Source organism: Arthrobacter rhamnosi (genome assembly GCF_054510855.1).
On the sequence record NZ_JBTNDT010000002.1, the window covers coordinates 146705 to 165568 of the forward strand.

The 18864-nt window shown below is 70.2% G+C and carries 18 protein-coding genes; 3 read left to right on the forward strand and 15 right to left on the reverse strand.

Features of this window, described 5'->3' with window-relative positions:
* Positions 1–13 precede the first annotated feature (13 nt).
* The 8 genes from ACX80I_RS05040 to ACX80I_RS05075 form a co-directional block, all read right to left on the reverse strand.
* Complete coding sequence (locus ACX80I_RS05040) at positions 14–412, reverse strand: hypothetical protein (RefSeq protein WP_459344049.1); 399 nt, start codon at positions 410–412, stop codon at positions 14–16.
* A 46-nt stretch (positions 413–458) separates the two neighbouring features.
* Positions 459–1064 (reverse strand): hypothetical protein, encoded by a 606-nt coding sequence (locus ACX80I_RS05045; RefSeq protein WP_459344050.1) that lies wholly within the window; start codon positions 1062–1064, stop codon positions 459–461.
* On the reverse strand, positions 1064–3658 hold the full coding sequence (locus tag ACX80I_RS05050; RefSeq protein WP_459344051.1) for an AMP-binding protein: 2595 nt from the start codon (positions 3656–3658) through the stop codon (positions 1064–1066). Before ACX80I_RS05050 ends, ACX80I_RS05045 begins: the two co-directional genes overlap by 1 nt.
* Positions 3655–4851, reverse strand: a complete 1197-nt coding sequence (locus ACX80I_RS05055) for an ABC transporter ATP-binding protein (RefSeq protein ID WP_459344052.1) — start codon at positions 4849–4851, stop codon at positions 3655–3657. The genes ACX80I_RS05050 and ACX80I_RS05055 overlap by 4 nt, the downstream gene beginning before the upstream one ends.
* Complete coding sequence (locus tag ACX80I_RS05060) at positions 4848–6530, reverse strand: ABC transporter permease (protein ID WP_459344053.1); 1683 nt, start codon at positions 6528–6530, stop codon at positions 4848–4850. Before ACX80I_RS05060 ends, ACX80I_RS05055 begins: the two co-directional genes overlap by 4 nt.
* Positions 6527–7549: an extracellular solute-binding protein gene (locus tag ACX80I_RS05065; RefSeq protein ID WP_459344054.1), complete on the reverse strand. Its 1023-nt coding sequence runs from the start codon at positions 7547–7549 to the stop codon at positions 6527–6529. Before ACX80I_RS05065 ends, ACX80I_RS05060 begins: the two co-directional genes overlap by 4 nt.
* A gap of 114 nt (positions 7550–7663) precedes the next feature.
* The gene (locus ACX80I_RS05070) at positions 7664–8329 is read right to left on the reverse strand and encodes a DNA alkylation repair protein (protein WP_459344055.1); all 666 of its coding nucleotides are present in this window, start codon (positions 8327–8329) and stop codon (positions 7664–7666) included.
* Positions 8330–8456: 127 nt separating this feature from the next.
* Entirely contained in the window at positions 8457–9818 is a 1362-nt protein-coding gene (locus ACX80I_RS05075; protein WP_459344056.1) for an MATE family efflux transporter, read from the reverse strand.
* Between the two features lie 77 nt (positions 9819–9895).
* On the opposite strand from ACX80I_RS05075, the gene ACX80I_RS05080 reads away from it, so the two are divergent.
* Together ACX80I_RS05080 and ACX80I_RS05085 are read left to right on the forward strand one after the other, a co-directional pair.
* Entirely contained in the window at positions 9896–10252 is a 357-nt protein-coding gene (locus ACX80I_RS05080) for a hypothetical protein (protein WP_459344057.1), read from the forward strand.
* A 199-nt stretch (positions 10253–10451) separates the two neighbouring features.
* Positions 10452–11576, forward strand: a complete 1125-nt coding sequence (locus tag ACX80I_RS05085; protein WP_459344058.1) for a S1C family serine protease — start codon at positions 10452–10454, stop codon at positions 11574–11576.
* 8 nt (positions 11577–11584) lie between these two features.
* Here ACX80I_RS05085 and ACX80I_RS05090 read toward each other — a convergent pair whose 3' ends face one another.
* The 3 genes from ACX80I_RS05090 to ACX80I_RS05100 form a co-directional block, all read right to left on the reverse strand.
* A complete protein-coding gene (locus ACX80I_RS05090) occupies positions 11585–12379 on the reverse strand; it encodes a GAF domain-containing protein (RefSeq protein ID WP_459344059.1) in 795 nt (264 codons plus the stop codon).
* A gap of 26 nt (positions 12380–12405) precedes the next feature.
* Positions 12406–13089, reverse strand: coding sequence for an ANTAR domain-containing protein (locus tag ACX80I_RS05095; RefSeq protein ID WP_459344060.1), 684 nt, complete (start codon positions 13087–13089; stop codon positions 12406–12408).
* Positions 13090–13481: 392 nt separating this feature from the next.
* On the reverse strand, positions 13482–14246 hold the full coding sequence (locus ACX80I_RS05100) for a metallophosphoesterase family protein (RefSeq protein ID WP_459344061.1): 765 nt from the start codon (positions 14244–14246) through the stop codon (positions 13482–13484).
* Between the two features lie 226 nt (positions 14247–14472).
* On the opposite strand from ACX80I_RS05100, the gene ACX80I_RS05105 reads away from it, so the two are divergent.
* Complete coding sequence (locus tag ACX80I_RS05105; RefSeq protein WP_459344062.1) at positions 14473–15282, forward strand: putative protein N(5)-glutamine methyltransferase; 810 nt, start codon at positions 14473–14475, stop codon at positions 15280–15282.
* Positions 15283–15333: 51 nt separating this feature from the next.
* Here ACX80I_RS05105 and ACX80I_RS05110 read toward each other — a convergent pair whose 3' ends face one another.
* The 4 genes from ACX80I_RS05110 to ACX80I_RS05125 form a co-directional block, all read right to left on the reverse strand.
* Positions 15334–15741, reverse strand: coding sequence for a hypothetical protein (locus ACX80I_RS05110; RefSeq protein WP_459344063.1), 408 nt, complete (start codon positions 15739–15741; stop codon positions 15334–15336).
* A 224-nt stretch (positions 15742–15965) separates the two neighbouring features.
* Positions 15966–16646 (reverse strand): hypothetical protein, encoded by a 681-nt coding sequence (locus ACX80I_RS05115; protein ID WP_459344064.1) that lies wholly within the window; start codon positions 16644–16646, stop codon positions 15966–15968.
* Positions 16647–16933: 287 nt separating this feature from the next.
* The gene (locus ACX80I_RS05120; protein WP_459344065.1) at positions 16934–17341 is read right to left on the reverse strand and encodes a universal stress protein; all 408 of its coding nucleotides are present in this window, start codon (positions 17339–17341) and stop codon (positions 16934–16936) included.
* Positions 17338–18864 (reverse strand): tripartite tricarboxylate transporter permease, encoded by a 1527-nt coding sequence (locus ACX80I_RS05125; RefSeq protein ID WP_459344066.1) that lies wholly within the window; start codon positions 18862–18864, stop codon positions 17338–17340. Before ACX80I_RS05125 ends, ACX80I_RS05120 begins: the two co-directional genes overlap by 4 nt.

Consider the following 18864-nt stretch of genomic DNA (forward strand, 5'->3'; position numbering starts at 1 on the left):
GAGGGCGTGCGGGTCAGGTGTCCTGCTTCGGCAGGCGCTCCCCGTAGCGGGGCTCCTCGCCGGTCCCCCGCTGGGCGGCGTCGGACCCGGGCTCCGCGGCGGACTGTGCGGGCGGTGCCTGCCGGTCCGGCCTGGCGGACGAGCGGTTGATGCCGGAACCCTTGCTCAGGTGCTCCGAGTTCGGCGTCTCGGCCATCATGAGCATGGCGCAGATGACGAGCGAGGCGATGAACGCGATACCCGCAGCCGTCAGGCCCAGGTCGACGCGCAGTTCCTTGCTGCCGCCGCCGGTGGCGAAGATCGACGTCGCGACCCCGGCCACCACGGCCAGAACCGCGGAGAAGACGAGCGGTGCCTTGATGCCGTGGCGGAATCGTCCCTGCGTGGGCTTCCCCGGCTGGCGCTTGGCCACGGGCACTCCTTCCGGTGGTGCGAGATTTCTACGAGACGTAGAGGCTCTAGTTTACGGGGTCCGGCTCGCCCTCGGCGCCGGAAACGGATGGTGCGCTGAAGGCTGAATCGTGCCGGTAGCCGAGGGCGGCGATACAGAGGACGACGGCGGTCAGCAGCGCACCTCCACCTGTCACGCCGAGCAGGGCATGCGCGCCGAGTTCCTCGACGAACGGGAGGATGGCGCCCGTGGCCAGGCCGACGACTCCAGCCGTGATGAGGTCCCGGGCGGCGACGTGGCCGCGGACCGTGAGCCCCCGTACCAGCTCGGCAGCACCGGCGACGGCCAGTGCGACGGCACCCGCGAAGGCGAAACTGCGGTCATCGCGGAAGACGAGGCTGGCGATGCCCGCGCCGAGGAGCAGGCCACCGCCGATCTCGGTCAGCAACCTGAACCGGGGACCCCAGTGCGTCCTGCGGTGCGTCCACAGGTAGGCCCCGCCGTTCAGCAGGAGATACAGCCCGCCGGCGAAGGACATCACCAGCGTCGACGGGTCGCGCCAGAAGATGGTGACGAGCCCGAAGACTGCGCTCACCACGGCGCGGACCAGGAAGGGCTTCCATACGGAAAGCTGGGCCTCGCCGGCGCCGGGGACAGGCGATGCAGCAGCCATCAGGGGCCCTCCTGGACGGAGTACGGGAGCCGGGGGATCATGTCCAGTTCAGCCCTCCGCCCCCTGGCCCGGACCGCGGGTGGAACGGGTGAACCCGCCGGGACCACCGACCGCCGCCGGCGCGCAATAGCGGCGGGCAGCCAGCTGCACAGCGCCCAGTAGGCAACGCCCACCACGAGCGAACCTCCCACGGCCAGGACCGGGCTGAGCGCGAGCAGTACCGGATAGACGAGCCAGTGGGTGAGGTAGATGTACAGGGACGCCGCGGCCAGCCAACCCACTCCGCGGCGCAGGACCGTCGGCACCGGCAGCGCCGGCACCCAGATGAGCAGCAGGATGCCGGTGGCGACGGTGACCTCGTGGACGGTACTGGTGGCGCTGCTGGAGAAGCCGGGAACACTGAGTAGCGTCAGCACCGAGACCGTCCACCGGTGCAGGCCGGTCCGGGCGCAGGCGAGGGCCCAGCCCAGGGCGAAGAGCCAGAACACGGGCGCCGGCTTCGGCAGCCCCGGGTCCACGATGTCGTAGCGGCTGATCAGCCCCACCGCCACCAAACCCAGTGCGAAGCCGAAGGGAGCCAGGCGCTGGAGCCGGTCGGCCCACGGCACGGCCAGAAGTGCCGTCACGCCGATGAGGATGTAGGTCAGCATCTCCACGAACCAGAAGTGCCACTGGGTCGTGAGTTCCTGCGGTCCCACCATGCCGTTGAGCAGGAAGACGTTCGCGACGCTGTAGTCGTCGGTGAGCAGGTAGGCCACCGCGATGAACGCCACGCAGGGCACCACGATCCGGGTCAGGCTGCGCAGGTGGCGGCGCAGCCGCGGAACGCGTTCGCCGCCCAGCTGGAACCGCGCGAAGTTGTACCCCGCCACGGCGAAGAGGAGGTGGGCCGTCTGGAAGTGGAAGAGATGCACGTGCGTCGCCACGATGCACACGATCGCCACGGCGCGCAGCACGATCGACGTCTCCAGGAAGGACACGACGCGACGCCGGGGCTTCCGGCGGCGCTCCAGCTCACGCACGGACAGCAGGTGCCAGTCGGCCGGAAGCCGTCCGATCACCTGTTCCAGCCGCACCGACACGGCCACATAGGAGAGGGAATCACCGTCGAGGGAGACGAAGGTGTCGCCGCCGTCGATGTCGGTCCGGTCCAGCGCCTCCGCGAAGATGCGCCGCACGTCGTCGCGCTCACCGCTCCGGGATTCCGGGGCGGCAGGGGGTGCCTGCGCGGCCAGCCGGCGCACGGCCGGGTAGTCGACCTTGCCGGTGGCCAGCCGTGGCAGGTGCTCCACGGGATGCATCTCGATCACCGCACGCGGCAGGCCTACGCTGCCGGCGAGGACCTTGGTCAGGAGCGGGGAGTCGTGCTCGCCCTCGACGGCGACGACGAGGCCGTCGTCGGATCCGGCGGCCGCCGCCGGAACGCCCAGTTCCGCCAGGATGCGCTCGACCTGCCCGAGGTCGATGCGCAGGCCCGCGAGCTTCACGAACCGGCTGCGGCGCCCCACGACTTCGTAGAGTCCGTCGGCGTTCCGGCGGGCGAGGTCGCCCGTGCGCAGTTCGTGGATCGCCCGGCCCAGGGCGAGGTCGGCGGGCCGTTCGGCATAGCCGAGCATGACGTTGGGACCGCTGTAGACCAGTTCCCCGTCGTCCAGGTCCTCCACCGGCTCGATGCGGAAGGCACCGCCCGGGACCGGCACCCCGATGGCCCCCGGATGCTCGGCGGCGAGGTCCGGCGGCAGGTAGGCCATGCGGGCGGTCGCCTCCGTGGCCCCGTACATGACGAACAGGTCCCAGCCGCGGCGCCGTCCGGCTCCGGCCCAGTAGCGCACTTTCTCGGGCGCCAGCCTGCCGCCCGCCTGGGTGACGTAGCGCAGGTGCGGCAGGTCCGTGTCCTCGAAGCCCACGCGCTCCAGCAGGTCGAAGGTGTAGGGGACGGCCGCGAAGGACGTCGCCCGGCTGTCCCGGAAGAGGTCCCAGAAGCAGGGGTCGACGACCGAGAGGTCTGTGAGGACCAGCCCGGCCCCGCGCAGCAGGTGGCTGTTGACCACGGACAGGCCGTAGCAGTAGTGCAGGGGCAGGGTTGTCGCGGCACGGTCCTCCGGTTCGATACGGAGGTACTCGGCGATGGAAGCGGCATTCGCCGTGAGGTTGGCGTGCGAGAGCCGCACGAGCTTCGGGGAGCCGGTGGACCCCGAGGTGCTGAGCAGCAGGGCAAGGTCGGGATGCAGCTCGTGCCGCGACCCGGGACGGCGTTCCTCGAGGACCGGGACGCCCTCACCGGGGCGCAGCACCACGTCGGGGTCGTAGGCCGACACGAGGGATTCCAGTGCTGCCGGCTTGTCCGCCGGCACCAGGAGCAGGGGATGGCCGGCCGACAGCGCGGCCAGGTATCCCACGAGGGAGTCCAGGGCGTTGCGGGCGGCCAGCAGCACCAGCCGGCGCTCCGTGCCCAGACGGGCGGCGAAATCGTCGACCCGCCCGGCGAGCTCGCGGTACGTGAGAACGCCGTCGTCGGTGATGACGGCGGGGCGCCCGCCGTGGCGGGCGAGGTCGGTGAAGGCGATCTGGGCGAGTTCGGGCTGCGCGGTCACGGCGCTGCCGTCCCGGAAGGAGTCGACAAGGGGGAAACCTGACGTAGCGGAAGGGGTTCGGACGATGGCCCTGCCAGCGAGCTGCTCGCCGGCGGGGACGTGATGGCCTGGTCGCCCAGGAGCAGCGTGGGGGTGGTGCCTGGGGTGACGGAGACGGCGACCGCCGTTCCCACCGGGTGGCGTACGGTGTGGGGCTGCCACGAACGCAGGGTCCGGCCGGAGGCCAGCCGGACATGGTGGAGAACGAACGCGCCGTGGTACTCGACCGCGCTGACACGTGCGGAGGCGTTCGGGTCCGGCTGCAACGCCACCTCGTGCGGCCGCAGCACGACGTCGACGTCCAGGTCGCTGTTAGCCCAGCCCGGGACCGTCGAGACGATCCCGATCTCGCAGGTCAGCAGGGCCCGGTGCACGTGCGCCGGGAGGAAGTCGGCATCGCCCATGAAGGAGGCGACGAAACGGGTCGCGGGCTGCTCGAACACCTTCTCCGGCGTATCGGCCTGTTCGATCACACCGTTGCGCATGACGACGACGCGGCTGCCCACGGACAGGGCCTCGGTCTGGTCATGGGTCACGAGCACTCCCGTGGTGCCGGTCTCGCGCAGGGTCGCGACGGTGTCGCGGCGTACCTGCGCGCGCAGGGACTCGTCCAGGCTGGAGAAAGGCTCGTCGAGGAGCACGACGGTGGGCCGGGGCGCCAGCGCACGGGCCAGGGCCACCCTCTGCTGCTCGCCGCCGGACAACTCGTGGGGATACCGGTGCGCGAGGTGGGACAGCTGCACGAGGTCCAGGACCTCACCCACCCGCGTCCGTCGTTCGCTCCGGCCCAGTCGGTCGAGGCCGAACTCCACGTTGCGGGCCACGGTCAGGTGCGGGAAGAGGGCGTGGTCCTGGAACACCAGTCCCACCCTGCGTTGCTCGGGTTCCACGAAGCGGCGCCCGTCGGCCATCACCTTGCCTGCGACCCGGATGATGCCGGCGTCCGGCCGTTCCAGTCCCACGGCCAGACGGAGGGTCGTCGACTTGCCGCAGCCCGACGGGCCGATCAGGGTCACGAGTTCGCCGGCCGTAACCGTCAGGTCCAGTGCGTCCACGCCCACGGACCGGCCGTAGTGCCTGGTCACCCCCTCCAGCGACAGGGCGGCAGGGACGCCGTCGGCGGGGGGCCGGGCTTCCGTCGTCGAGGGAGTCATGCGCCCGCCCTCCCGCGGGTCTCGGCCCGGCGGGCCTGGCGGACGAGGACGACGACGGGCAGGATCGCGGCGGTGACGATGACCAGCGCGGGCAACGACGCCTTCTCCCAGAAGTTCTCGCGGGCGAGTTCGTAGACCCACACGGACGCGGTCGTGAAGCCGAAGGGCCGCAGCAGCAGCACGATGGGCAACTCCTTCACGGCATCGATCATCACCAGCATCAGGGCCACGGCCACCCCGGGCCGGGCAAGGGGGGCATGGACGCGGGTCAGGATCCGCCGCGGAGCCGCGCCGAGGCTCAGGGCCGCGAACGTGACGGTCGGGGGTATCTTCGCGAGGCTTGCGTCCACCGCCTGGTAGGCGGGGGCGAGGAATCGGATCACGTAGGCGTAGAGGATGCCGAGGACCGACCCGGTCACGAGGATCCCCGTGCCGCCCGGGACGCCCGCGCGTTCGAGGGCGGTATCGACCGCCGCGAACGCGATCAGGACCCCGATGCCCACGACGGCGCCCGGGACCGCGTAGCCGAAGGTGGTCAGCTGCGCCGCGGAGGCGGCGATCCGCCCGCCGCTGATGCGCACCGCGTGGCCCACCGCCACGGAGAGCACCACGCAGGCCAGGGCGGTGACCGACGCGACGAGCAGGGTGCTGAGCAGGTACTCGCCGAAACGGGGGTCCGTCAGGACGCCGGACTTCCCTGCCTCGCCGACCGCCCAGACGAGCAGTTGCAGCACGGGGATCAGGAAGCCCGCGGCGAGAGCCGCGATGCACAGCGCGGTCGCCGCCCAGCCGCGCGCGCCGCGGAGCCGCTCGGGCTGCAGGCCCTGTCCCCGTCCGCCCTGCTGGTGGTACCGTGCACGGCCGCGCAGCGCCCGCTCACCGGTCAGGACGGCCACGGCGAACAGCAGCACCAGGACCGCCAGCTGCGTCGCGGCATGGAAGTCGAACGTGCCCTTCCAGACGAGGTAGACGCCCACGGAGACGGTCTGGACGTTGAAGTACTGCACCGTCGCGAAGTCGGTCAGCGTCTCCATCATCACCAGGGACAGCCCCGCCGCCAGTGACGGCCGGGCCAGCGGGAGCAGCACCCGGCGCAGCGTGCGCCCCCGCCCGGCACCCAGGGTACGTGCCGCATCGTAGGTGCCGGCGGACTGCTCGATCAGCGCCGCACGCACCAGGAGGTAGACATAGGGGTACAGGGACAGGGACATCACCAGCACCGCGGCCGGCAAGGAGCGCACCTCGGGTACCCAGACGTCGGGGCCCAGCACGGCGCGCAGGGCCGACTGCACCGGTCCCGAGACGTCGAAGACCGAGAGGAAGACGAAGCCGAGGATGTAGGCGGGCACGGCGAGGGGCAGGACGAGCAGCCACACCAGCACGTTCCGCAGCGGAAAACGGTACGCGGTCACCAGCCATGCCAGCCCGCCACCCACCAGGAGTGTGCCCGCTGCCACGCCCACCATCAGGGCCAGGGTGGTGAGCACCATCGCGAGGATCCCCCGCGGCGGGGCGGTGTCCCCCACGCTGCCGACGCCGTCGAGCACGACGGCCAGGACGGGCGTGGCGACGAGCAGTGCCACGACGACGACGAAGGCGGACCACGCCGGGCGGCCGGCCCCGGACGTACGCCCACGCGTCGGGGTCCTCGCCTCGGCGAGGACCCCCGTGCCGGTCACTTGTATCCGGCCTCTGCGAGCAGATCGACGGCCTCGGCGTTGAGGTCACCGTAGGCCTCCGCGTTCAGCGGCATGCGCTTGAAATCGCCGAATTCCGCGATCAGCGGTTCCGGTTCCGCCGCGGGGTTGACCGGGTACTCGTGGTTCCCGTCCACGAAGGGGTTCTGCCCGTCGGTGGCGAGCCATTCGATGAGCCGCTGCGCGTCCTCGGCGTTGTCCGAGCCCTCGACGACGCCGGCACCGGAGATGTTCACGTGGGTTCCGGCCCCCGCCTGGCTCGCCCAGAACAGGTCCACGTTCAGGTCCGGGTTCTCCGCGAGCGTCCGGGCGAGGTAGTAGTGGTTGTTGATGCCCACGTCACAGGATCCGGCATCGATGGCCTCGAGCAGCAGGACGTCGTTGCCCATGATCTCCACGTCATTGGCAACCCAGCCCTGAACGATCTTCAGTGCCTCCTCCCGGCCGTGGAGGTCGATCAGGCTCGCGACGAGGGACTGGGTGTAGGCGGAGGTGGCGTCACGCATGCACAGCCGTCCCTTCCACTTCGGGTCGGCCAGTCCGGCATACGTCTCGGTGGCGTCGAACTCGGCGGGATCCACGGCATCCGGGTTGTAGGTGACCGTGCGGGCGCGCATGGCCAGTCCGTACCACTGGCCCTGCGGGTCTCGGAGGTCCTCGGGTACGGCGTCGTCGAGCACCGGCGAGTCGAGCTCGGCCAGTTCGCCCTGCCGGGCCGCGTTCCAGAGGTTGCCGGCGTCCACGGTCAGGAAGATGTCGGCCGGCGTGTCCGCTCCCTCGGCCTTCAGGCGTTCGAGGAGTTCGGCGTCATCACCGCTGATGAACTCCACGGTGATCCCCGTCTCGTCGGTGAACTGCCCGAACGCGCCCTCGAGGTCGTAGTGGCGGGCGGAGTAGATCTGGAGATCGGCCGACTGTCCGCCGATGATGCCGCAGCCGGTCAGTGCGGCCGAGAGGACGGTGAGCCCTGCGGTGGCGGCGATCAGGGGGCGAGGGTGCATCGGGGCTCTTCTCGGCGAGGGGCAGTACGGCAACCCCGGTAGGAATTTGGCAAGGAAAGCCTAACTTAATTCCTCGTCCGGTTCCCCCTCGTGTAGCAGAACGGATCCGCTGCCTCAGGATTGCCGCCGGCCCACCATCTCGCCGATCCACAGCGGGGCGAACGGGGACGTGCAGTTCGGTGGAGTGGGGTAGTCCTTGAGGACCTCCAGTCGCTCCCCGATCGCGAGGGCCCGCTCCCGGTGGCCGGCGTGCTCGATCCCGATCTGCGCCAGCGTGGTGTTCATGGCCCACTGCAGCCGGTCGGGGGCCTCCTTCATCTCCGACTCGATCTCGTCCAGCAGGCCGTCGAGGTCGAGGCCCTGCGGGTTCTTCACCACCCGTTCGCTCGTCAGCGCCCATCCCGCGCTCGCCACCACGGGATCCGCGTCCGCCCTCCACTCGACCCGGAGCTGCTCGGCGTGCGGGCTCTTCTTCACGACATAGTTCACGAGCCAGTCGTGCACCTTCGGGACGCGGGCCTCGCGCAGCATCGTGTCCAGCTCGTCGTGCCCGAAATCCTTCGGCCGGCAGATCAGCAGCGACAGCAGCCGCGCGGGCGTCTGGCCCGTGGCCCAGAGGTCGCGGGCCAGCTCCTGCTGGGTCTTCAGCCGCCGGGCCAGCGCGCGCAGGGCCGACAGGTTCACGCCGTGGTCGTCGCCGTGCTTCTCGTTCACCGCGCGCATCCGGGGATCCTCGAGCGCGGACAGTTCTGCCAGCAGCTGCTCCACCGTCTCGGACATTCCCTGCCTCCGGTCCTCCTGGACGCCGTTCTGCGGCCCCTCATGACAGCGGCCCCTCATGACAGCGGCCCCTCATGACAATCGTCCCGCCCGCACGGGGATTGCGCCACCGGTCGAGACACGACGGCTATGCGGCGCCCGCGGCCCCGCCGCGCGTCGCACCGGTCACCATCCACCGGTCGTCCCGCACACGCCACCCAAGGGTGGCGGCCCTGGCCAGCATGTAGCCGACACCGAAGGCGAGCCACAGCCATACGATCCCCTCCGCGCCCGTGAGGTCCGCCCGGGCGACGAGGACCAGCAGCGGCAGGTAGGCCACGAGGTTCACGACACCGGCGACGGCCAGGTAGCGGGCGTCACCGGCGCCGATGAGGACGCCGTCGAGCACGAAGACGAACCCGCAGACCGGCTGGGCCGCGGCCAGCACCCAGAGCCCGGCGGCGAAGGCTGCCTGCACGGCGGGATCCGGAGTGAAGATCCAGCCCAGGAACGGTGCCACGGCCGCCAGCAGGCCTCCGGTGATTACGCCGAACCCCACCCCCCAGGCGATCATCCGCCGCGTCAGCGCGTGGGCCAGGGGCCGGTTCCCCGAGCCGAGTTCCTTGCCGATGAGCGCCTGCGCGGCGATGGCGAGGGCGTCGAGTGCGAAGGCGAGGAAGGTGAAGACGGTCATGACCAGCTGGTGCGAGGCGAGGCTGAGGGATCCCTGCGACGTCGCGACGAACACGGTGGCGAGGATCGCCACCCGCAGGGACAGGGTGCGCAGCATGAGCCACGAGCCCACGCCCGCCGTGGTGCGGATGCCGCGGAGGGAGGGCCGCAGGGGCACCCGTTCCCTCCGTGCGGCCCGCACGATCAGGACCACGTACACGGCCGCCATGCCCCACTGGGCGAGACTCGTCCCGAGGGCGGAGCCTGCCACCGACATCCCGGCGCCGTACACGAGCACGTAGTTCAGGACGATATTGACGCCGAACCCCGCACCCGCGACGACGAGCGGTGTGCGGGTGTCCTGCAGCCCTCGCAGCACACCCGTTGCGGCGAGCACCACGAGCATGGCGGTGAGGCCGGGCATGGACCAGCGCAGGTAGTCGACGGCGAACGCGTGCACCGCACCGTCGGCACCCATCAGGGAGGCGAGCCGGGGAGCCGTGGCCCAGCCGAGGGCGGACAGCAGGACTCCGAGCACGACGGCGAGGCCCACGCCGTCGCGCCCTGCCGCGAGCGCGTCCGGCAGGCGGCCCGCTCCGAGGAGGCGTGCGACGGCGGGAGTCGTCGAGTAGGCGAGGAAGACCATGAGCCCGACGGCGGTCTGCAGCACCGTGGAGGCGAGCCCTACGCCAGCGAGCTCGGCCACTCCGAGGTGCCCGACGATCGCCGAGTCGGCGAGCAGGAAGAGCGGCTCGGCGATGAGGGCGCCCAGTGCGGGCACGGCGAGGCGGAGGATACTGCGGCTGAGCAGGCGGTTGCCGGGAAGTGTCTCGTGCACCGGTCCAGCCTAGGCGGGGCGGCGGCAGGGCCTAAGCTGGAGGAACCCGAACCGGCCGCACGGACACCAGGGGAGTCATGAAGCTCGGCACCAGGCAGTACCTGGCAGGACTGGTCCTGCTGTTCCTCAGCACGCTCTTCGTCCCCCAGGCAGTGTCCGATTTCGCCCGTGCCGAGTCCACCGGCACGCAGGCGCCGGCGGCTGCACCCCTGCTCCTGGTGATCGGCCTCCTCATCATCCTTGCTGCGGCAGCCTGCATCGGGCGGGGCTACTGGCTCACCCACCGACACGGTGCCCCGCGGAAGCGCAATCCCGAGGACGATCCCGACGAGCCGCTGTTGCGCCCCGGCTACGGCCCAGCCCCCTCGGAACGGGATGCGTGGCGCGAGCATCCCCTGCGCCGCCCCGACCGGGACGCCGACGGCCACTCGTAGACATGCCCGGAACGGCATGCCGCCGCAGGATGCCTGGGAGGAAGTTCCTCTCCTGTCCAGTCCCGCTGCTCCCTATTTCCTTCTTGTCCACCGGGCGATGCCCTTCGTACGGTCGTAACCAGGAGCGGGCACAGCGTGACGCGGACGTCGCGCCCGGCCCGCTGCCCATCGACGGGGGCGTATCGAGGAGGACCACCACATGATGCCGAATGCCAGCACCCGGACCGCAGCAGTCCCGCTGACCCTCGCCCTGCTGCTCGCCGTCACCGGGTGCACCGACAGCGGCACCACCGACTCGGCGTCGGATGCCCCGGCCCAGGTGCAGGGCACCCCGGACGGCTCGTCGGGCGGGACGGAGTCGGGCGGATCGTCGTCGGGCGGATCGTCGTCGGGCGGGACGGAGTCGGGCGGACAGCAGGCGGACATGAGCATCCCCGATATCGTCGAGACAGTGCAGCCCTCGGTGGTCACCATCTTCACGGAGGACGGCCTCGGCAGTGGCGTGATCTACACCGAGGACGGCCTCATCCTCACCAATGAGCACGTGATCAGGGGCAACGAGGACGTGGAGGTCGCCTTCGCCGACGGACAGCGGGTGTCAGGGACGGTCGAGGCCACCGACGCCGTCTCCGACCTGGCGCTCGTGCGCGCCGACCGCACCGATCTCCCCGCGGCGACCTTCCAGTCCGGCCTGCCGCGGATCGGCGAACTCGCCGTCGTCATCGGATCACCCCTCGGTTTCGAGAACACCGCGACCTCGGGCATCATCTCCGGCCTGCACCGCGAGATCCCGGGGTCCGCGTCGACGAGCCAGTCGCTCGTGGACCTCATCCAGACCGACGCCGCGATCAGCCCGGGCAACTCCGGCGGCGCCGTCGTGAACGGCCGCGGCGAGATCATCGGCATCAGTGAGGCGTATATCCCGCCCTCCCAGGGCGCCGTGGCGCTCGGCTTCGCGATCCCGGCTCCCACCGCCACGGAGGTGGCCGAGGAACTGCGCGAGGACGGCACGGCGGAACACGCGTTCATGGGGCTGACCCCGGGGGCCATCACGCCGCAGATCGCCCAGCAGCTGAACCTCGAGGACACCACGGGTGTGGTGGTCCTGTCGGTGTCGCAGGGCGGACCGGCGGACGACGCCGGGATCCGGCCGGGTGACATCATCACCCGGATCGGTGACGAGGACCTGTCGGCGCCCGAGGATCTTCTCGCGGCGCTGCGGCAGCGCGACCCGGGCGAGACGGTCGCCGTCGAGACCCGCCGTGGTTCGGAGACGGAGACCGTGGACGTGCGGCTCGCGGACCGGCCCCCCGCGGAAGGCTGACGGGACGTTCAGAGGATGTTCCACGCCTTCCAGCCCGGGAACACCTCGTGCTGCATCTCGTGCGCGAGGAGCTCGAGGTCCAGGAGATCCTGGTCCGTGAACGGGCGGGGGGAGGTCGACATGACGCACAGGGTCCCGATCAGCCAGCCGCCCGGGCCGCGGAGCGGGTAGCCCGCATAGAAGCGGATGTGGGGCTCCCCGGCGACGAAGGGGTGGAACCGGAAGCGCCCGTCCTGCGTCGTGTCCGTCATGACCAGCGGGCCGCAGGAACGGATGGTCGCGTTGCAGAAGGCCTTGGTCCGCTCGAGGTCCTGGTCCGCCTCCCCCACCGCCGACTTGATGAACTGGCGATCGTCCGCGATCAGCGCGAGAGTCGCCAGTTCACACCCGAACCGTTCCGCAGCCCGCCGGGTGATCCGGTCGAACCGGTCCTCGGGAGGGGTGTCCAGGAGGTGGAGCTGCGCCAGCGACCGGAGCCGCTCGTCCTCTGCGGTCTCCGGGTCGAGGAGCACGGAGCCGGCGGCGCCCAGCTGACGGAAGATGTCCGCCGCCGGCTCGGACAACAGCTCCGTCCCGGGCCGGCCGCCCGCATCCGCGCCCTCCCCGGACGCTTCGCGGGCCGCTTCGGCGAGGAGTTCGCACTCGAGGGGTGGAAGCTCCGCCTCTCCGCGGAGGTACGCCTCGATCTCCACCTGCGACCGGGACCCGCCCAGCGCGAAGTACTGGATCCACGTTTCGGCGACTGACAGGCCGGCCCGCCGCAACGCGTCGGCGGTGAGTTCGCGCCGGTGTCCTTCGTTCATCGCTCCCCGTTCCCTCCGAGTCCGCCCTACTCGAAATGCGTCTTCGCGGGCCCGTGGCCGAGTGACTGCAGGACGGAGGCCGCCACGTCCCGGAGCTTGATGTTCCTCGCGCTGGAGGCCGCCTTGAGGATCGACATCGCCTTGTCCTGCGAGCACCTGTTCTGCCCCATGATCACCCCCACCGCCAGGTCGATGGTGGTCCTGCTCTCCATGGCGGCACGCATGTCAGCGCTCGAATCCGTCAGTTTGGCGATGCGCACCGCCAGGCGGAGCGACACCGATGCCTCCTCGGCGAACCTCTGCGCGGCGTCGATCGCCTCCTCGCTGAATGCATCCTTCAGGGGCGAGTAGAAGTTCAGTGCCGCCGTCGCCTCGCCCTCGAGCGGGATCGGAACGCCCAGGGCGGACTTGATGCCGTGCCCGCTGATCGCCCTGCTGTATTCGGGGAAACGCTCCTCGGTGTCGAAATCACTGACGTAGTGGATGACGCCCCTGCGGGCCGCGCGCAGGCACGGTCCGTCGTCGTACTCGTACTGGACCTCGTCCATCTTCTGCGCGTCGATGCCGTTGGTCGCGACCGTCGTCTTCGTCCGTGCCCGCAGCAGGGTGACGCCGCACAGGACCTCGTCGTCCTCGGCCGACAGGGTGGAACCCGCAATCTTCACCAGTTTCGTCAGGAAGTCCTCGACATCGTCGCTGTCGAGGACCATGTCCTGGAGCAGGCCCGAAACCGCCGGGCCCCTGTCTCTTGCGTGATCAACCAACGGGAAAACCTTTGCGTCAACCCTTTTCAGCCACGCGCGATGCCGGGCAAGGGAAGGTAGTGAACCGCCTGCTGCTAAACGGTCAAGGAAATATTACCGAATTCCGCAGGCTCCCCGGTGATCGTCGCCGACGGCCCCACCCCGGACGGTCGACTGTCAAGCTGAGGCGATCTCGAGGCAGCTCAGCACGGGACGTGAGGAGCACGGCGCACACTGGAGGCACGCAGCAGATGGCCCGGGCCCGTCCGCGGACCGACGTTGAATACATCGAGGTGCTTGCACGGACATGGGGCCGTCGGTCAGGGGTCAAGCAGCCGGCTCCCGACCGACAGTCCGCCTCACGGCTCCAGACGCAGCCCGAGCGCGGCATGCTGTCCGCGGTAGACGGCGGTGCGGAGTTCGATCGCGTAGGGTTCGAGGGCCGGCATCCCGAGCGCCGCGGCGACAGCGATCTCCGCCTCGATGTCGTAGGGCACGCGCACGAACTGGATGCCGAAAGGCGCCGACCGACCGCCCTCCGGCTCCCCCTCGAGAATCACATAGGACGCCTGCGGCTCGTCCAGCGGGTTGCCGACGCTCCCGACGTTGACGAGCGTACGGCCGCCGTAGGTCGAGACGAACGCGTCGTGGATGTCGCCGTAGCAGACCGTGTCCGGCCGGGGCCCGTTCCCGGTCAGGTCCGTCACCGCGAACATCCCCTCGAAGTCGTCGTCGGTGTGCCGCGCGTGCACGCGGTGGTAGACGCTCTTCGCCGATGCATGGAACATCCGGATGCGCCGCCCGCTCAGCACGATGTCATGGGAGAGCGGGAGTGACTGCAGCCAGCGGCGGTCCTCGGGCGTCAACTCGTTGTGCCACCACCAGCCGGCGTCGTCGCGCCACTCGGGTGCCTCACCGGGCAGGAAATCGTCCCAGTTGCCGCGCACCGTGACGGCGCAGTGCAGGCGGCTCAGGCGCACGCACTCGGAACCTCGGGGCCCCTTGCCCGCGACGTCGCCGAGGTTGTAGACGGTGCTGATGCCACGGTGCCCGAGATCCTCCAGCACCGCCGTGAAGGCTGTGACGTTCCCGTGGAGATCGGAGATCACCGCAACGCGTTCCATGCTGCTCAGGCTATCCGCAGCCCGCCTGCCGCCGCACCCGCGACCGGGGGCCTCAGGAGGACTGTGCAACTCCTGATGCAGCGCAGGTTCCGCTTGCCGCTGCGGGGAGGCCTGCGTGAACGCGGGAGTGTGGAGTCCAAGCCGGTGGCCATGGCCCACAGCGACACGGATACCTGATCGCCGCTATCCTCGTGGTGCCAGGCCGCCTCCGCCGAAGGGCCGTTCGATGCCGCACCACCAGCAGGGCCCTCCTGCCGCCCTCCGCCTCACGGAGGCGGAGCTGGCGGCACGGCTCCGTGCCGCGGGCTGCGTGTTCGCCGAGGACGAGGCCCGCCTGCTCGCCGGGAGCGGCGCCACGGATGAGGCCCTGGCTGCGATGCTCGAGAGCCGCGTCGACGGGTTTCCGCTCGAACACATCCTGGGCTGGGTGGATTTCCGCGGGCTGAGGCTCGAGGTGGGGCCAGGAGTGTTCGTACCGCGCCAGAGGTCGGCATTCCTCGTCGCCTGCGCCGCGGACCTGACGACGGCGGGCTCGACCGTGCTGGACCTCTGCTGCGGCTGCGGAGCGCTCGGAGTGGCGCTCGCGGACGTCGTGCAGGACCTGCGGCTGCACGCCTCGGACATCTCCGGGGCCGCCGTCGCCCTGGCGCGGCACAACGTCGCCGGCCTTCACGCGGAGCTCTACGAGGGCGATCTGTTCGACCCGTTACCCGTGTCCCTCAAGGGGACGGTGGACACGCTGCTCTGCAACACGCCGTACGTACCCTCCGCGCGCGTGCAGACCCTTCCGGCCGAGGCGAGGGTGCACGAGCCCCTGATCAGCCTCGACGGCGGGGAGGACGGACTGGAGGTGCAGCGCAGGGTGGTACGCGAGGCACCCGACTGGCTGGTCCCGGGTGGGCACATCCTGTTCGAGGTGGGAGAGGACCAGGAGCAGGAGTGCCTCCGGCTCCTCCGGGAGGGGGGCTTCCAGGCATGGTCCCGGACCCTCGAGGACGAGGGTGCGACGGTGGTAATCGGGCGTCGTCCGGCATGATCCGGGCACGCCCGAGAAACCGGCAGCGGCTCCGGACGGGACAAGCCCGCGTCACCGCTCCCGGCGCACCGCCCGACGGGCGGGCAGCTGCGGTTGTTGGACCCGGCACGCTGCGGTCCCGGACGGACCGTCCGGCCTCGTGACGGCCGCGGGACGGCCATGGCCTGCTGCGGTGCAGGTGCTGAAGGTGGAAACGCTCCCCGACCCGCCGGCCGCGGCGCCGCTGTACGGGGCGCGGCAGCAGGCGCGGGGGCCCACCCTGGCGCGGTCGTCGAGGAGTTCGTTCACGGCCTGCGCCACGCAGTCCCGGTCGGCGTCGGGGAGGGTCATCATCCCGTGGAGGTAGGCATCGACCTCGAACTGTCCGATGGACCCTCCCATGTTCAGGAAGTGGTCCCAGACGAGCATCAGGGGCAGGTCCGCGTGCCTCATCGCGGTATAGGTGAGCAAGCCTTGCATTGGCGGATTCCTTCGGGCGGCCCGGACGGGGGCAGGAAGCCGCTCGGTAGCCGCCACCCGGCGGGCAGCGCGGCAAGGTATCCCCGGCGGCCGGCTTCCTGACTGCCCGGGGAAGCACCGGCGCGTGCCGGGAACCCTTGTTCTCTTCATTCTGGCAGCAACACTGCACCCTCTGCAGGACTTTTCTCCGACTGGACGAGCCGGCAATCAGCGGGTATTCCCGTTCATGCCAGCGGACGCAGAGCGGACAGTACGACGACGACGCCGACGCCGTAGTCCGCGTCCCAACGCTCCTGGAGGGAGCCGTCGTCGTACACCACCGTGACCGTGAGGTACCCGTCACCCGGCACTGCGCTGAGCGGCAGATCGTCCCCGACCCCGGAGAAGATCTCCTGCTGGATGCGTTCGAGCTCCTGCCGGCTCGCCGGGCCCCGCCTCCCCTCGTGAAGGCGGGGATCCTCGAAAGGCAGGGCGTCGTAGAGGGACAGCGGGACCGGCGCACCGGTCCTCGTGAAGATCGTGCCGTCCCACGTGCCCGTCACCGCGTAGGCGCCCCAGGTGACGCCGGATGCCGTCTCGGACTGCCCGGCGAGTGCCCAGTCCCAGTTGCCGATCGGAGGTCCGCTGCACTGCGGCGGATAGGACTCCATCACACCACCCAGGCAGAACCGGGGCAGGGCGTCTCCGACCTGCAGCACGGTACCCTGTCCGATCAGTTCGCCCTCGGCGGCCCGGGCCGCGGGTGCCGAGGCGGAGGCCGGCTCGGCGGACGCAGGCTCGGCCTGCGGGGCGACGCCGGGCTCGGGAACGGGGACGGGCTCGGCACCGGGGTATCCCGGTGTCGCGCAGGCAGCGAGGACGACCGCCGCAAGGGCGGCCATGCCCCGTCCGGCCGGCCATGTCATGCTCCCATGATCGACCCCTGGCGGCAGCAGGGAGCGCCGCTGCCGGAATCGGCGCCCAACCGTGACCGGGAGCACCGGGGATGGCGGCCGTTCCGGTCCAGGGGACGCCGGAAGGGAGAAACCACCGAGCGACGGCGCGACGGCGTCGATCACGTCATCGACCGAGCCCATGCGCCGATGCTAGACCCCTGCTGGATCCGGGAAAAGAACCGGGGCCATCCTGCCGCGCTATCGGTTTTCAGGATGGCCCCGGAGTTCATGGTGCCGGTTGGTGCCGGCAGGTACCGTCAGCGTGCGGAATCACTCGTCGCCTTGACGGCGAGGACGGGTCGGTCGACCTGGAGCAGGATCCGCTGGGCATGGCTGCCCATGATGAATTTCCCGACCTGGCTCCGCTTCCGCAGCCCGATGACGATGAGGGAGGCGTCGATCTCTTCGGCGAGTCCGATGAACTCGTCGGTGAGGTCATCCGTGTGCCCGGGCTGCCGGACGACCGCCTCCACGCCGGCGGCCCTGGCCCGTCGGACCAGTTCGGCGACCTGGTCCTCCGGTACGAGGACGGGATCCACGGGGGCTCCCTTGCGGGGCGAGTTGAGGATGACGGCGTTGGTGTCCCTGAGCTGCGCCTCCTTCAGGCCGGCTTCGAGGGCGGCCTCTCCCTCGGGAGTGGGGACATAGCCGATGAGGATGCTCATACCGATTCCTTGTGCTTGGTGGGGATGGTCGTGGCCTTGGCCGCCCGGTTCTTCCGAGCCTTCTGGAGGACCGGAAGGAGGATGACGACGAGAAAGACGAGGAGGAGGACGGCGGTGATGGGCCGGCCGGCGAACTGGGTCGCGTCGCCACCGAAGAGGAGGAGCGACCGACGGAGGCTCTCCTCGAGCAGTGCCCCGAGGACGAACGCCAGGACGAGCGGTCCGGGTTCGAATCCGAACTTCTTCATCAGGTACCCGACCACGCCGAAGAAGATGACCAGCCAGATGTCGAAGATGCTGTTGTTGATCGTGTACACGCCGATGAGGGTGATGAGCACGGTGACCGGGGCGAGGATCGCGGGGCGGACCCGGAGGATCCGCACGAAGATACCGACGAGGGGGATGCTCATGATCAGCAGCAGGATGTTGCCGATGTACATCGAGTTGACGACGCCCCAGAAGAGTTCCGGGTCGTTCTGCACGAGTTGTGGGCCCGGCGTGACGCCCTGGATGAGCAGGGCACCGAAGATGATGGCCATGGTCGCGTTCGCCGGGATACCCAGCGTGAGCAGGGGGATGAAGGACGACGTCGCTGCCGCGTTGTTCGCGGTCTCGGGTCCGGCGACGCCTTCGATGGCGCCCTTTCCGAAGCGTGACGGGTCCTTGGCCCGCTTCTTCTCCATCGCGTAGGCCGCCAGGGATGAGAGGGTGGCGCCGCCGCCGGGGAGGATGCCCAGGAAGAATCCGAGCACGGACCCGCGGCCGATGGCCCCGGATGCCTGCTTCAGGTCCTTGCGGGAGGGCCAGACATTCGCCACCTTCGCGGGGGCGGAGACCGTGTTGTGGCGTTCCTCGAGGTTGTAGAGAATCTCGCCGAGCCCGAAGATGCCCATGGCGATCGGCACGAAGTCGAGCCCGTCGGCGAGTTCCAGGCTTCCGAGCGTGAATCGCGCCTCGCCGGTGAAGCCGTCGCGGCCCACGGTGGCGAGCAGGAGGCCGATGGCGGCTGCGATGAGCGATTTGAGCCGGCCACCGTTGCTGACGGTGGCGACCAGGAGGATACCGAGCAGGGCCAGGGCCGTGTACTCCGGCGGGCCGAAGTCCAGGGCGAAGCCGGCGACGAGGGGAGCCAGGAACGTCAGTCCGACGATGGCCACGGTGCCGCCGACGAAAGATCCGATGGCGGCTACCCCGAGTGCGGTCCCTGCCCGGCCCTGCTTGGTCAGCGCGTAGCCGTCGAAGACGGTGACCACGGAGGATGCTTCGCCGGGGAGCCGGAGCAGGACGGAGGTGATGGTGCCGCCGTACTGGGCGCCGTAGAAGATGCCGGAGAGCATGATGATCGCAGTGACGGGTTCGATGCCGTAGGTCAACGGCAACAGGATCGCGATGGTCGCCGCCGGGCCGAGGCCGGGCAGGACGCCGATCAGCATGCCGATGACGACGCCGAGCAGGCAGTACAGGAGGTTCGTCGGCTCGAGGACGACGCCGAAACCGTTCAGTACCGGTTCAAAAAATTCCAT

What these genes read in the sequence shown, in the direction of transcription:
- ACX80I_RS05045 (WP_459344050.1), bottom strand. Translation starts at nt 1,064, where the DNA reads ATGGCTGCTGCATCGCCTGTCCCCGGCGCCGGCGAGGCCCAGCTTTCC.
- ACX80I_RS05055 (WP_459344052.1), bottom strand. Translation starts at nt 4,851, where the DNA reads ATGACTCCCTCGACGACGGAAGCCCGGCCCCCCGCCGACGGCGTCCCT.
- ACX80I_RS05065 (WP_459344054.1), bottom strand. Translation starts at nt 7,549, where the DNA reads ATGCACCCTCGCCCCCTGATCGCCGCCACCGCAGGGCTCACCGTCCTC.
- ACX80I_RS05070 (WP_459344055.1), bottom strand. Translation starts at nt 8,329, where the DNA reads ATGTCCGAGACGGTGGAGCAGCTGCTGGCAGAACTGTCCGCGCTCGAG.
- ACX80I_RS05080 (WP_459344057.1), top strand. Translation starts at nt 9,896, where the DNA reads ATGAAGCTCGGCACCAGGCAGTACCTGGCAGGACTGGTCCTGCTGTTC.
- ACX80I_RS05085 (WP_459344058.1), top strand. Translation starts at nt 10,452, where the DNA reads ATGATGCCGAATGCCAGCACCCGGACCGCAGCAGTCCCGCTGACCCTC.
- ACX80I_RS05090 (WP_459344059.1), bottom strand. Translation starts at nt 12,379, where the DNA reads ATGAACGAAGGACACCGGCGCGAACTCACCGCCGACGCGTTGCGGCGG.
- ACX80I_RS05095 (WP_459344060.1), bottom strand. Translation starts at nt 13,089, where the DNA reads ATGGTCCTCGACAGCGACGATGTCGAGGACTTCCTGACGAAACTGGTG.
- ACX80I_RS05100 (WP_459344061.1), bottom strand. Translation starts at nt 14,246, where the DNA reads ATGGAACGCGTTGCGGTGATCTCCGATCTCCACGGGAACGTCACAGCC.
- ACX80I_RS05105 (WP_459344062.1), top strand. Translation starts at nt 14,473, where the DNA reads ATGCCGCACCACCAGCAGGGCCCTCCTGCCGCCCTCCGCCTCACGGAG.
- ACX80I_RS05110 (WP_459344063.1), bottom strand. Translation starts at nt 15,741, where the DNA reads ATGCAAGGCTTGCTCACCTATACCGCGATGAGGCACGCGGACCTGCCC.
- ACX80I_RS05115 (WP_459344064.1), bottom strand. Translation starts at nt 16,646, where the DNA reads ATGACATGGCCGGCCGGACGGGGCATGGCCGCCCTTGCGGCGGTCGTC.
- ACX80I_RS05120 (WP_459344065.1), bottom strand. Translation starts at nt 17,341, where the DNA reads ATGAGCATCCTCATCGGCTATGTCCCCACTCCCGAGGGAGAGGCCGCC.
- ACX80I_RS05125 (WP_459344066.1), bottom strand. Translation starts at nt 18,864, where the DNA reads ATGGAATTTTTTGAACCGGTACTGAACGGTTTCGGCGTCGTCCTCGAG.